We start from the raw sequence: 13,374 nt of genomic DNA on the forward strand, positions 1-13,374 counted from the left end.
TCACGCCTCCCTTAAATATTTAGCTGCATCCTCAGGGGATGTTGTTATCACATAGAAACCCGAACCCCACTCAAAACCGCTTACTCTCGTAAGTCTCGGCATTACCTCTATATGCCAGTGAAAATCTTCTCCGAGCGTATGCCAGTGATTACGCCTCGGGATCATGTTCGGCGCTGTGTGCATAACATAATTATACGGTGGATTTTTGAGTATGGTACCGAGTTTTTTCATCATAGCTGACAGCATCAAACCAAGGTCTTCCATCTCCTCTGAGTTTATCTCCTGAAACGCACAGGAATGCCTCTTCGGCATTATGCAGAATTCAAATGAAAACCTCTGGGCGTAAGGGCAAAAGGCAATAAATTTTTTTGTCTCGAAGATTACCCTCTGGCCATACCGCAGTTCTTCCCTTATTATATCGCAGAATATACACCGGTCCTTGTAAGAATAATACTGCTTTGCGCCGTCAAGTTCTTCCTTTATGCGCCTCGGGATAATCGGCATTGCGATAATCTGAGAATGGGGATGAGAATAAACAGCGCCTGCCTCCCTGCCGGAATTTTTATATATCAATACATATCTCAGCCTTAAATCTTTCTCAAGGTCGGCAATCCTCTCTTTATAAAGTGAAACTACCCTTATCATCTGTTCAAAGCCAATATCACCGTCTGCTTTATTATGCTCAGGCGTCTCTATGATAATTTCATTTGCGCCTATGCTGTTCATCCTGTCGTACATGCCGACACCGCGCCTGCCGAGGTCGCCTTCCACATGGAGTATTGGTTTAAAACTTGGGATTACCCTTGCCAGCCAGCCGGGCTCATTGGGAAGCGAACCATTTCCCCTGATTGCAGTTATTTCAGGAGTGGTTTCTTTTTCTCTGCCTGAACACAGAATGCATTCGGATTCTTTTGCCTTCTCTTCCTGCAGATTATATTCCCCGGGCGCCATCGAATCTGACATAACAGCAACCCATCTGTTCATCAAGGGGTCTTTTCTCAGTTCATGCATTATGCACTCCTCTTCATTGTAACCACTTCACCATAAAAGTGTCATTCTGAACTTGATTCAGAATCTCGCCAGGCATTGATTTCAGATGCTGAAACGAGTTCAGCATGACATATCATTGCTGATTTCTCTCGTAAATGGATCTCAGCCCTTTTAAGACAAGCGCCTGTTCAATATAGTCAACCTTCCTGAGAAACGGCACAATAAGGTCAGCATTGCCTCCTGTTACAACTATTTTAAAGCTTTCCGCTTCCAGCTTTTCTGTCTCTGATATAATCCTTTCCACTGCCCCTGCTGTTCCGTATACTATACCCGAACGGATGCATTCCACAGTATCCTTTCCAAGAGGAGACATAGGCTTAGAAACTGTAACATCCGGCAATTGTGCCGTATCGCTGAAAAGTAATTTCCTCATAAGTTCCAGTCCAGGCATAATTGCACCGCCCTTATATTTATTTCCACTCCCTATAAAATTAAGCGTAGTCGCTGTGCCAAAATCAATTACTGCAACAGGAGCGCCAAACAGGTCACATGCGCCTGCGGCAGCAGCAATCCTGTCTGTACCTAACTTTTCAGGCTCTTCTATCTGGAAATCAATACCTGTCTTCATCTTATGAGTTAATACCACAGGCTCTTTTTTGCTCAGAGCGCTGCATGCCTTTTTAACGGCATCTGTATGCCCCGGCACCACAGAAGATATTATAATGCCGTCAGGCATTTTGTCTATATTTTTTTCTCTTATAAACTCTGCAAAGAGCACAGAGTATTCCGAAGACGGCAACAGCGGTTTTGTATCAATTTTTTGAACAAAAAGCTCCTCCTCAATAAAAAAACCTATATCTATTGAAGAGTTACCAATATCTATGGCAATCAGGTTCATTTCGGCTGCACCTCAAAAGAGTTATATTATACCCTGAATTAACCAGAAAAATGCAGTTACCGCTTCCCCTGGGTTTTTCCCTTGAAGAAATCCTCAATGGTGCTGTAAACTTTGTTTGATGGTAAAAATACCAGATTGGCATAATCACTGTTGGAAGGTAACAGAAGGGGATTCAATGAAGAACGGTATCAAGTTCATTTTTTTGCTGGCGACGGTGTTCCTCTCAGGGTGCGTTACGATTCCGGTCGTCTCACTCAGGCCAGGCGCAGAAGCAGTTAAGGTAGGAAAGGCGGACCCACTCGATAATTACCAAGAAGTAGGGCCAGTAAGCGGGTATGACGGGAAAGGGTGCGGTGGTTTCGGCTACTACGGAACTTACGAACGCGCTGTGACTGACATAAAAAATCGCGCTTACGAAAAAGGGGCGGATTACATCCAGATATTCACGATTACAGAACCGCATCTTCGGGGCGACTGCTTTGATAACCTATATAAGCTAAGCGGCACCGCGTACAAGAAAGTCCGTGATATGCCCTCGCCGACACCAATTGTTAACAAGCCCACAGGAAATGATGCGCTTGTCGAGAAGATGAGGTTCTTAAAGCAACTACGCGATGAAGGCCTAATCACGGAAAAGCAATTCGAAGAGAAACGGCAGCAATTATTGAAATAGCCAAGCATCCTAACACGCGCTTGGAGGTGGACACGGGGAGACTGCGCCGCTGATTTAGCTCGTTAACCATTTTATGATAATCAACAATCTTAAGAATTTGACGGAAGCTGATCTCGATTTCACAATATGGAGATACTTAACATTCTCAAAGTTTATATCATTACTAACTTATCAAGCCATTTGGTTTTCTAAATTACAGATTCTTCAGGACCAATATGAAGGAACTTTGCCAGCGCCCGCCAAACTTAACATGCATGAAGAGTTGCAAAAATGGAAAACCTTATTTACTAATCCCGATCATCATCGACAGATCGACGAAATGCCTGACAGAAATGTCGAAGATGGAAGAGAATTGACGGTTGTCAATTGTTGGTTTCTTGGTGATCAAGAATCACAAAGAATGTGGAATGAATATGTCGGTCACTCAGAAGGTGTAGCAATCAAATCAACTATCAGAAAATTATGTAGCTATATTTTCGTCTATCCAGAAGTTAGTCATATTGGTAAAGTAAAATACGTTGAACTTAATAAACATAACATGAATTTATATGAAGCAAATCAAGCCCATGAACGCACATTTCTAAAAGATAAAAATCGATATTCACACGAACAAGAGATACGACTTGTTACCATGAGCTTGAAAACGCCCATGTGTGTCAACATGAACGGAAAACCTCTGACAGAGCAAGAATACACAGGGAAGAACATGAACAATTTTGATAATCCGGGGCTTTATATCAAGGCTGACCTAAGCAATCTTATAAATTCAATCGTATTGGCGCCACGTACTACAAAGTGGTTCGAAATGCTGATAAGGCGAATATCTGAATTGGCAAAGTTAAATGCTTTAGTAGAAAGATCTCAAATTGAAAATGTCTAACCACAACCTCAACCTGACGCAGGATAAACGTAGTTTGATTTTGGCTCACGGTGGTCACCCTATCGAGTTATTTCTGTCGTTATGCTGATAGTAAAATGAACGACATAATTATTGTTGAAAATTGCGTAAAATGATATTCTATCTATAAGCACAAAATGGATGAGTACAAGTTCACAGAATATTTTGAAAAAGAAGTTTTAAGGAAACGGCAATATCTCAAAAAAGAATGGTGCATTCAAATAATTAAGAACCCGCTCAAGGTTGAGCCGCAGGAACATAACCGTTTCAGGTTTTGGGGCATAGTTGAGGAACTCGATGGCCGTGTGCTGCGAGTAGTTACATTGGAGGATAAAAGAACAATTCACAATGCATTTCCTGATAGGGGGTATAAGCCATGAAACTTAATTATTATCCTGAGACCGACTCTCTTTATATCGACCTCTCCGAGAAAACAAGCGTCGAGAGCAAAGAGATTTCTGCAGGTATTGTCCTTGATTATGACGCCGAAGGCAATTTAGTGGGCATTGACATAGACAACGCCAGCGGAAAAGTCCAACTCAAAGAATTGATTCTTAACAGGCTCCCATCCGATATTCATACAGTTGCGGCATAACGAATCGTTCCATTGGATATGGTAAACTACACAGCAACTCTTAACTTTTCATTTTACACAGGGGGGCGTCTTGAAAATAGCATATTTTGACTGTTCTTCCGGAATAAGCGGGGATATGTGCCTCGGCGCGCTTGTTGACGCAGGTATTCCTGCAGCAAAACTGGAGAAAGAGCTCAGGAAAATTCGTATTAAGGGCTATAAGCTCATATCCAAAAAAGTTAAGCGTGCAGGATTTAGGGCGACAAAAATAAACGTCCAGCAGTCAGCTGTCAGTAGTCAGCTGTCAGCTAAGAAATGGAAGGATGTTGAGCGGATAATCAGAACCTCTTCACTGTCTGAAGAAATAAAACAAAAAGGGCTGAGCATATTTAAAAGACTCTTTACAGCAGAGGCAAAAGTCCACGGCGAAACATTTAATACAGCGCACCTGCACGAACTTGGCGCTGTTGACTGCATAGTAGATATTTTCGGCACAATTATCGGTCTTAAACTTTTAGGGATAGAGAAAGTTTATTCATCCGTCGTTAACACCGGCGGCGGCTCTGTCAGGACAAAACACGGGATACTGCCTGTGCCTGCGCCTGCCACAACAGAGTTGTTAAAAGATATTCCTGTTTATTCTGATGGTATTAACTATGAACTAACAACTCCGACAGGCGCGGTCATATTAAGGGAAATCTCATCTTCCTTCGGAAGCATTCCTGATATGGTTATTGAAAAAATAGGGATTGGCGCCGGCAATAAGGATTTCAAAGATAAACCGAATGTACTGAGAATTCTTATCGGCCAGAGTAAAGATCAAAGCGCAGAAAACAGAGAACAAAAGGTTGTGGTAATTGAAACCACTATAGATGACATGAATCCGCAGATATACGAATACGTGATGGAAAGGCTGTTTAAGGCAGGCGCGCTTGATGTCTATCTGACACAGTTGATAATGAAAAAAGGAAGGCCCGGAATAAAGCTGACCGTGTTATGCAACAGCAAAGAAAAAGAAAAGATGATGAAGATGCTATTTGAAGAGACAACAACAATAGGCCTCAGGTTTTATGAAGCAGGGAGGCAGACGCTGGGAAGAGAGATAAAGGAAATCAATACCGCATTAGGCAAAGTGAGAGTCAAAATCTCAAAACTCGGCAACGATATTATTAAAACAACACCTGAATACGAAGACTGTAAAAAACTCGCAAAAAAACTAAAGATGCCTCTGATAGAAGTGATGGAAAGAGTAAAAAGTCAGCGAAAGTCCTAACTCAATAACATTTCCAGCAGAGCCTTTTGAACGTGCAGCCTGTTCTCTGCCTGATCAAATACAGCGCTGTGCAGGCCGTCCATAATCTCATCCGTTATCTCTTCGCCTCTGTGCGCGGGCAGGCAGTGAAGCACAATGACATCCTTCTTTGCGCAGGAAAGAAGCTTGCTGTTTATCTGATAATCTTTCAGCCTCTTTCTTTTTTCCTCAGCTTCTTCTTCTTGACCCATGCTGACCCAGACATCCGTATAAATCACATCAGCCCGTCCCGCAGCCTCTTTCGGATTCCTGAGAATAATTATCTCGCTCTTTGCAGAAGCCTTTGCTTTTTCAAATACTTCGGAATCCGGCTCATAACCTTCAGGACACGCAACAGTAAGGTTCATTTCCACCCTTGATGCAGCCTCAATCAGCGAGTTTGCAACATTATTGCCGTCGCCGATGTATGCAACCTTGATATCTTTTAGGCGTCCTTTTTTCTCAAGTATGGTTATTAAATCAGCCAGCGCCTGACATGGATGATGTAAATCGCTGAGCCCGTTGATAACAGGCATGGAAGAATGCGATGCAAACTCTTCAAGCAAATCGTGCCCGAAGGTCCTTACAACAACTGCGTCCAGGTATCTGGAAAGCGTCCTTGCCGTATCCGCTGTTGTCTCGCCTCTGCCAAGCTGTATCTCATTAGGGGTTAAATAGACTGAATGCGCGCCTAACTGATAAATCCCAACCTCAAACGAAACCCTTGTCCTCGTAGATGCCTTCCCAAAAAGAAGCCCGATGCTTTTCCCAATCAGCGGGCATTTGTTAGCATCAACGCCTGATTTCATATCAATTGCCCGCTTCAGGAGTTTATCTATCTCTTCTGAAGATAAATCCCATAATGTCAGAAAGTCTCTTTTCATTTTAAATACTCCTGCCTGCCATTCTGCTCCCTCGTTTGTCATTGCGAGCGAAGCGAAGCAATCTCGTCTTTAAGATTGCGAAGCCTGTTTCTAACCTGTCTTTTGAGATTGCTTCGCTTCGCTCGCAATGACACGCTTTCAATTTGTTTCATGTCACATTGCTCAACACTTCATCCAGTATATCAATCATGTTGTCTATGTCTTTCCCATGCACAATCAGAGGAGGAGTAAAACGAAGCACATTCCCTGCTGTACAGCTAAGGAGAAGCCCCTTTTCCATACATGCCTTAACAATGGATGAACAATCCCTTGTAAGCTCCATTCCTACAAGAAGTCCCATTCCTCTTATATCAGCTATCACAGCCGGAAATTCATTCTGGAGGCTTTTCAATTCCTTCCTGAGATATTCTCCCATCCGCTCGCACTGGTCAAACATAAAGCCGTCTTCAAGAATTGTCTCCATTGTCGCTATCGCTGCCGCACATACAAGCGGATTGCCGCCGAATGTAGATGCATGAGAACCCGGCACAAAGGCAGACGCCGCCTTGTCTGTGGCAAGCATTGCGCCTATCGGCACGCCGCTGCCAAGCCCTTTTGCCAGGGTCACTATATCAGGGACGGCATTAAAATGTTCGTAAGCAAAGAGTTTCCCTGTGCGTCCTATTCCTGTCTGAACCTCATCAAGAATAAGAAGCAGATTATGCTTGTTGCACAGCTCACGCACTTTTTTAAAGTAATCATTGTCAGGGATCTTTACTCCTCCCTCACCCTGTATCGGCTCAAGCATAACAGCGCAGGTATTCTGTGTTATTGCAGATTCGAGCGCGCTGATATCATTAAAGGCTGCATGTTTGAAACCCGGAACCAATGGCTCAAAACCTTTCTGGAATTTCTCCTGGCCTGTCGCAGTAACAGTTGCAAGAGTCCTTCCATGAAATGAATTAACAGCGGTTATTATCTCAAATTTATCCTTGCCGAAATGCTCTTTAGCATATTTTCTGGCAAGTTTTATGGCTGCCTCGTTTGCCTCTGCTCCTGAATTACAGAAAAAAACCTTATCTGCAAAAGAGTGCTCCACAAGCAGTTTTGCAAGTTTTATCTGCGGCTCTATATGATAGAGATTTGAGACATGAATCAGCCGCTGCGCCTGCTTCTGAATGGCGACAACGACCTTCGGATGGCAGTGTCCGAGCACATTCACCGCTATCCCCCCGACAAAATCAAGGTATTCTTTTCCGTCCGCCCCCCACACCTTCATGCCGCGGCCTTTTCTGAGGACAATCGGAAACCTGTTATACGTATTCATCAGATAATGCCCGGAATCTTCGAGAAGTTTCTTGATTTCCATAAGTGATAATAACGAAAAATTCAATAAAAATCAAACGTAATAATAAATTGACATATTAGAAAACTTATGATAATTTTGCAGCAGAACCGCTATTAATACGGAGGCGGCAAAACCTTGCAGATAATTTGGATGTATGCAATTATAAGAATATAACATGGACAGCCAAGAAAAAGATTTTGTAAACGCCAAGGATATAATAAACCAGTTCACGGTTATTATAAGGACTGCTTATATCCACGACCCCGGCAATATTGCCGTCACAACAGCAATGGACAGGTTTATTGCGCTTATGAGCCCTTTTATTGAGGCTGAGGGAGAACTGATGTTGGATCTTAGGGGAGAATTCTTCTATATCAATGATAAAAGAGTAAGATACCCTCTTGAGTTCCTGCCAAACTTTGATTTCCTGTCCAGGGAATTCAGGAAAAGAGGGCTTGGCAGTATTGCTTTTAAAGATACCTTGCAGCATGAAGACATCAGGGCCTTTTTGAAGGCATTTATAACATCTATGTTTTCAGAAACAACATTCGAGACTCTTGAAGAAAGCATGTCCGGCATTGACAGCATTAAGGTTGGGAAACTGAAGAAGATAAGAACTGCCGGCGAAGGAAAACCTGACGTTCGCAGGGCTGTAAAAAAGACATATTTCAACGCTGTTTCGCATACAAGGGCTGTCATGAGCAAATTAAAAGCAGGGGAAGAAGTGAGTATGAGGAAGACCAAAAGAGTGGTAGAGTCAATGGTGGACCTGATTCTGGAGGAAGAACAGCTCCTTATTGGCATGACATCCATTAAAGACTATGACGAATACACCTATAATCATTCGGTTAATGTGAGCATACTGTCAGTTGCGCTCGGGCAGAGGATCGGACTGAACAGAAAGGCGCTGACAGAACTCGGAATCGTGGCGCTGTTCCATGACTTAGGAAAGATAGAAGTGCCAAAGGAAATATTGAACAAGTCTACCAGCTTTACCGAGCAGGAATGGGACCTAGTAAAAAAACATCCCTTCTGGGGCGTAAGGGCGCTGTTGAGGATGAAAAAAATTGACTACACCTCGATAAGATCTGCCATTACTTCATTTGAGCATCACATGTACTGCGACCTTTCCGGGTATCCGAAAATAAAAGAATCAATAGAACTGGACTTTTATTCAAAAATCGTCACGCTTGCCGACAACTATGACGGAATGACATCATCAAGGGTGTATGCAAGGATACCCATACCGCCTGACAAGGCCCTAAGCCTTATGATGGAAAAGGCAGGGACGCAGCTTGACCCTACCCTTTTTAAATTTTTCACAAATATGATGGGTATTTTCCCTATAGGCACATTTGTTATGCTTGACACAAAAGAACTCGGGCTTGTCTATCAAAGCGGCGCTATGTTTTTAAACAGGCCTCAGATTCTTGTCATTATTAACAGCAAAGAAGAAAAAGTTGACGGCTATGTTGTGGACCTTGCAGAAAAAGACTCTGACGACAAATTCGTAAGGACGATTGTTAAAACCTTGGACCCCAATAAGTATAAGATTAATCTCTCAGATTATCTGCTTTAAAACAGCACGCTATTTAGGAGGCTGCGACTGTCTTTCGGCAATATTAAACTACCGCTGTAAAAGTACAGGTGTTATTGAGAACTGCATAATAAATGTTTTCTGTTTCGTCATTCCCCGATTTAATCGGGGAATCCAGACGCTGTTCCGAAAGCCCTTATTTAATACTGGATTCCGCATCAAGTGCGGAATGACAAAAAGGAACCCCAGCATCAAGACTACAGAGAATATCAAATTTTTGAGGTGAGATACAAAAATTTGAATTAATCAAAAACCGCTGTGGAATTATGAGTTATAATACTTCCATGAAGATAGCGATAACAGGAAAAGGCGGAGTCGGTAAAACAACCTTATCCGCTGTATTGAGCCATATCTTTGCATCTGAGGGGAAAAAGGTGATTGCAGTGGATGCAGACCCTGATGCAAACCTTGCCGCTGCCTTTGGCATAAGCCGCGCCGAGACTGCAAAGATTAAACCGATAGCAGAAATGACATGGCTGGTTGAAGAACGGACAGGAGCAAAGCCCGGCAGTTCAGGAGGCATCTTCAAACTCAATCCGAGAGTGGACGACATCCCTGCCGAATACGGCTACAGGTTTGACAACATAACTCTGCTGATAACAGGAAGATCAAAAGAAGCGGCGTCGGGCTGTTACTGTCCTGAAAATGTATTTTTAAAAAGGCTTCTCAAACATCTCATCGCTGAAAGGGATGAGGTTGTGATAGTGGATATGGAGGCAGGTATCGAACACCTTACAAGGGGAACCACCGAGCATGTGGATGCTTTTATAGTCGTTGTCGAGCCTGGACAGAGGAGCATTCAGACAGCACACACCGTCAAGGAGATGGCAGAAGGGCTTGGAGTAAAAAATGTTATGGCAGTCGCCAACAAGGTAAGAACAGCAGAAGACCTTGATTTCATAAAAACCAGTATGGCTGGCATGAAACTGATAGGTGTTATAAGCTTCAGCAATTCAATAATGGAAGCTGACATAAAAGGCGTCTCTCCATATAAAAACTCGCCAGAAACAACAAAGGAAATAAAAAAAATCAAAGACACTCTTGAAGGCATCCTCTCTACGAGCCATCGGCAATGAGAAAAAACAGCAATAAAAAAACAATAAGACAGGAAATCCTTCTGAAAAGAGACGCCATTTCAGAAAATATCAAAAGAGAAAAAGATGCCGCGATAAGACAGCGCATAATCCGGCTCCCTGAATTCACAGATGCAAAAAAAATACTTTTCTATGCCTCTTTCAGAAACGAGGTTGATACGATGGAGATGATTAAAATTTCACTCAGTCAGGGTAAAAGAGTCATACTGCCGAAAGTTGATAAAGAAAATAAGATGTTAAAACTCTACGAAATAAAAGCTATGAGCGAACTCATGCAGGGCTACATGGGAATCTTAGAACCGTTTGTATCAGAGGAAAGATTAACAGGGCTTGACGATATGGACCTCGTCATCATTCCGGGCGCAGCCTTTGATATTTCAGGAAACAGGCTCGGCTACGGCGCAGGATTTTATGACAGGCTCCTTGCAGGAATAAAAAATAAAATCCCGGTAATTGCTTCTGCTTATGAGGAACAGATTGTTGATAATATACCTTCAGAGCCCCATGATGTAAAAGTCAGCAAGATTGTTACAGACATGAGAGTTATTGAGTGCGGAGATAAAAACAGCACAGTCTAACCAGAAGAATATAGTTGGCTCTTCTCTGGCATGCAGACATCATGAGGCTGCGGCTGGATTGAGGCAAGATTCACGGGTCTATCAGAATAGGGGCTGAAGTCGCAACGAAGTGGAGCGGATAGCCCCGCCTGAGAAATTGTAATGTCATAATATATTGAACTAACACTTACAGTATTACAACGGTAGTTTAATATTGCCGAAAGACAGTCGCAGCCTCATGGAACATCAAATCACACGCTTTTTAAAAACTTAGGAATCCGCACATTTCTCAATATATCTTTGTACGTTTCCCTTTCCCTTATTAAAAAATGCTCTCTTCCCTTTACCATTACTTCTGCAGGCCTGGGGCGGCTGTTATAATTTGAACTCATTGAAAAACCGTATGCTCCGGCTCCCATCACAGCCAGATATTCTCCCTGCTTTACCGCAGGCATCTCCCTTTCTTTCGCAATAAAGTCTCCTGACTCGCAGATAGGCCCCACAACATCGGCAAATATGCCGCTTCTCCTTGTTTTCCTCAGAGGCAGAATGCGGTGATAGGCGCCGTAAAGCGAAGGCCTGAGCAGGTCATTCATCCCCGCATCCACTATCACAAACTCCTTTTCGCATCCCTCTTTAAGGTAAAGGGTCTTTGTAACGAGTATTCCCGCATTGCCGGCTATAGACCTGCCCGGCTCCATTATCAAGGTCATCTTTCTTCCCTTAAGCAGCGGCAGAAGATTTCTTGCAAGGTCTGAAGGCACAGGCGGCTCTTCATCCTTATACGAGATGCCAAGCCCGCCGCCTATGTCAAGGCATTTGATATTTACTCCCTGAGCGCTGAGTTCATCAACAAGGACCAGAATCCTTCTGAGCGCATCAACAAACGGAGACACTTTTGTAATTTGAGAACCTATGTGCTTGTGTATGCCGATAACAGAAATATTTTTAAGCCTGCTTGCAGTTCTGTAATGTTCAACCGCATCGTCAATCGGTATGCCGAATTTATGCTGTCTGAGCCCTGTGGAAATATAAGGATGCGTTTCAGGGTCAATATCGGGATTAATCCTCAATCCGACAGGAGCCTTTGTCTTCATCTCTCCGGCAATCCTGTTTATCGCTCTGAGTTCATCTTCAGACTCTACATTGAACATGAGTATTTTTGATTTCAGCGCAAACCTTATCTCTTCATCGGTTTTCCCGACGCCTGCATATACAATCTTTTTCGGAGATATGCCTGCATTTAAAGCCGCGTATAACTCTCCGCCTGAAACAATATCAGCGCCTCCGCCGTTTTTTGCAAAAAGCCTCAAAATAGACGGATTTGAATTTGACTTAAGCGCAAAGCAGATTATATGCGGATAACCGTTAAATGCGTTTTCATACGCCTTGAAATGCCTGAGAAGCGTTTTATAGCTGTATATGTAAAGAGGTGTTCCGTATTTCTCCGCAAGCCTCTTTACAGGCACATCCTCTGCAAACAGTTCATTCCTCTTATATCTGAAAAAATGCATGATTTCACTCTGATTTTCTTTTATATTTTTTAACACAGTCTGTCTTATAAAGTCAAAAACAGACAATCCAAGAATATATCAGGAACGGAAACATACGAGGAATTAAACAAGGACAACATTTGACAGCCATTTTTAAAGGACTTATAATTACACGATGATTCCTATAACCATATTTCTTCTATCCATAGTCCTGCAGCTTGCCACTGCCATTTTTGCCATTTTATTGATACGCATTACAGGACGAAAACTTGCGTGGATACTAATCGCTCTCGCAATGGCGCTGATGGCGTCGCGCCGTATCGTTACCTTTGCAATGTTACTCTCGTCAGGTAAGGAAATGCCCCTTGATATCGCGGAAATAATTCCCTTTATCGTCTCCTGCCTGATGCTGCCAGGAGTCCTGCGTATAAAACATTATTTCCTTTCCATTCGGTTAGCAGAGGATAGTCTGAGGGCATCCGAAAAAAATCCCGTGAATTACTTGAAACCGCATTAAAAGAGATGGAGGCGCGTAAAAAACTCGAAGAACAACTCCGCCAATCCCAGAAGATGGAAGCCGTAGGAACCCTGACAGGAGGCATAGCCCATGACTTCAATAACATTTTGACGGCAATAATAGGCTACGGCAATATCCTCAAGATGAAACTGGAAAAAGAAAGCCCATTGCTGCCCTACACAGACCAGATACTTGCCTCGGCAGAGCGCGCAGCCAATCTCACACAAAGCCTGCTTGCCTTCAGCAGGAAACAAGTAATCAATCCCAAACCCGTAAACCTAAACGAGATAACGGCAAGCGTAGAGAAAATACTTCTTAGGATAATAGGCGAAGACATAGAACTGAGGGTAATAACGCCCCCGCCTTCGGCACCCCCTCTTAATTTAAGAGGGGGTTGGGGGGAGTTAATTGTCATGGCAGACGCAGGACAGCTTGAGCAGGTCTTAATGAACCTTGCAGCCAATGCAAGAGACGCAATGCCCGAAGGAGGCACACTGACAATAGAGACAGGGCTTGAAGAGCTTGACATGGACTTTCTTAAGATACATGAGTATGGAAAGCCCGGGACGTATGCAGTGATA

General features: G+C 43.2%; 15 protein-coding genes. 10 read left to right on the forward strand and 5 right to left on the reverse strand.

The window, feature by feature from the left end; translation table 11 throughout:
• Both HY035_08940 and HY035_08945 read right to left on the reverse strand, forming a co-directional pair.
• The gene (locus HY035_08940) at positions 1 to 1,011 is read right to left on the reverse strand and encodes a galactose-1-phosphate uridylyltransferase (protein ID MBI3378505.1); all 1,011 of its coding nucleotides are present in this window, start codon (positions 1,009 to 1,011) and stop codon (positions 1 to 3) included.
• A gap of 112 nt (positions 1,012 to 1,123) precedes the next feature.
• Positions 1,124 to 1,888 carry a type III pantothenate kinase gene (locus tag HY035_08945; GenBank protein ID MBI3378506.1) on the reverse strand — a complete coding sequence of 255 codons (765 nt, stop codon included), beginning with the start codon at positions 1,886 to 1,888 and terminating at the stop codon, positions 1,124 to 1,126.
• A gap of 175 nt (positions 1,889 to 2,063) precedes the next feature.
• Between HY035_08945 and HY035_08950 the strand changes: the two genes are divergently transcribed.
• From HY035_08950 to larC, 5 genes are all read left to right on the forward strand, one after another.
• Positions 2,064 to 2,561, forward strand: a complete 498-nt coding sequence (locus HY035_08950; protein MBI3378507.1) for a hypothetical protein — start codon at positions 2,064 to 2,066, stop codon at positions 2,559 to 2,561.
• Positions 2,562 to 2,634: 73 nt separating this feature from the next.
• Entirely contained in the window at positions 2,635 to 3,441 is an 807-nt protein-coding gene (locus HY035_08955; protein ID MBI3378508.1) for a hypothetical protein, read from the forward strand.
• Between the two features lie 155 nt (positions 3,442 to 3,596).
• Positions 3,597 to 3,839 (forward strand): hypothetical protein, encoded by a 243-nt coding sequence (locus HY035_08960; protein ID MBI3378509.1) that lies wholly within the window; start codon positions 3,597 to 3,599, stop codon positions 3,837 to 3,839.
• Positions 3,836 to 4,054 (forward strand): DUF2283 domain-containing protein, encoded by a 219-nt coding sequence (locus tag HY035_08965; protein MBI3378510.1) that lies wholly within the window; start codon positions 3,836 to 3,838, stop codon positions 4,052 to 4,054. The genes HY035_08960 and HY035_08965 overlap by 4 nt, the downstream gene beginning before the upstream one ends.
• Before the next feature lie 70 nt (positions 4,055 to 4,124).
• Positions 4,125 to 5,306 (forward strand): nickel pincer cofactor biosynthesis protein LarC, encoded by a 1,182-nt coding sequence (gene larC / locus HY035_08970; GenBank protein ID MBI3378511.1) that lies wholly within the window; start codon positions 4,125 to 4,127, stop codon positions 5,304 to 5,306.
• Here larC and argF read toward each other — a convergent pair.
• Together argF and HY035_08980 are read right to left on the reverse strand one after the other, a co-directional pair.
• A complete protein-coding gene (gene argF / locus HY035_08975) occupies positions 5,303 to 6,208 on the reverse strand; it encodes an ornithine carbamoyltransferase (protein ID MBI3378512.1) in 906 nt (301 codons plus the stop codon). The genes larC and argF overlap by 4 nt on opposite strands.
• A 148-nt stretch (positions 6,209 to 6,356) precedes the next feature.
• Positions 6,357 to 7,556 carry an acetylornithine transaminase gene (locus HY035_08980; protein MBI3378513.1) on the reverse strand — a complete coding sequence of 400 codons (1,200 nt, stop codon included), beginning with the start codon at positions 7,554 to 7,556 and terminating at the stop codon, positions 6,357 to 6,359.
• A 154-nt stretch (positions 7,557 to 7,710) separates the two neighbouring features.
• Here HY035_08980 and HY035_08985 point away from each other — a divergent pair, with 154 nt between their 5' ends.
• The 3 genes from HY035_08985 to HY035_08995 all read left to right on the forward strand — a co-directional run bounded on the left by HY035_08985 (position 7,711) and on the right by HY035_08995 (position 10,804).
• Complete coding sequence (locus tag HY035_08985; protein ID MBI3378514.1) at positions 7,711 to 9,114, forward strand: HD domain-containing protein; 1,404 nt, start codon at positions 7,711 to 7,713, stop codon at positions 9,112 to 9,114.
• Between the two features lie 302 nt (positions 9,115 to 9,416).
• On the forward strand, positions 9,417 to 10,208 hold the full coding sequence (locus HY035_08990) for an AAA family ATPase (GenBank protein ID MBI3378515.1): 792 nt from the start codon (positions 9,417 to 9,419) through the stop codon (positions 10,206 to 10,208).
• On the forward strand, positions 10,205 to 10,804 hold the full coding sequence (locus HY035_08995; GenBank protein ID MBI3378516.1) for a 5-formyltetrahydrofolate cyclo-ligase: 600 nt from the start codon (positions 10,205 to 10,207) through the stop codon (positions 10,802 to 10,804). The genes HY035_08990 and HY035_08995 overlap by 4 nt, the downstream gene beginning before the upstream one ends.
• Before the next feature lie 230 nt (positions 10,805 to 11,034).
• Here HY035_08995 and lysA read toward each other — a convergent pair whose 3' ends face one another.
• Positions 11,035 to 12,297 (reverse strand): diaminopimelate decarboxylase, encoded by a 1,263-nt coding sequence (gene lysA, locus HY035_09000; GenBank protein ID MBI3378517.1) that lies wholly within the window; start codon positions 12,295 to 12,297, stop codon positions 11,035 to 11,037.
• A gap of 154 nt (positions 12,298 to 12,451) precedes the next feature.
• Between lysA and HY035_09005 the strand changes: the two genes are divergently transcribed.
• Positions 12,452 to 12,793: a hypothetical protein gene (locus HY035_09005; GenBank protein ID MBI3378518.1), complete on the forward strand. Its 342-nt coding sequence runs from the start codon at positions 12,452 to 12,454 to the stop codon at positions 12,791 to 12,793.
• 5 nt (positions 12,794 to 12,798) lie between these two features.
• On the forward strand, positions 12,799 to 13,374 hold a 576-nt coding region (locus tag HY035_09010; GenBank protein MBI3378519.1), incomplete at its 3' end, for a hypothetical protein.

The organism is Nitrospirota bacterium, from assembly GCA_016195565.1.
In the GTDB taxonomy this organism is placed as follows: Bacteria; Nitrospirota; Thermodesulfovibrionia; order Thermodesulfovibrionales; family UBA1546; genus UBA1546.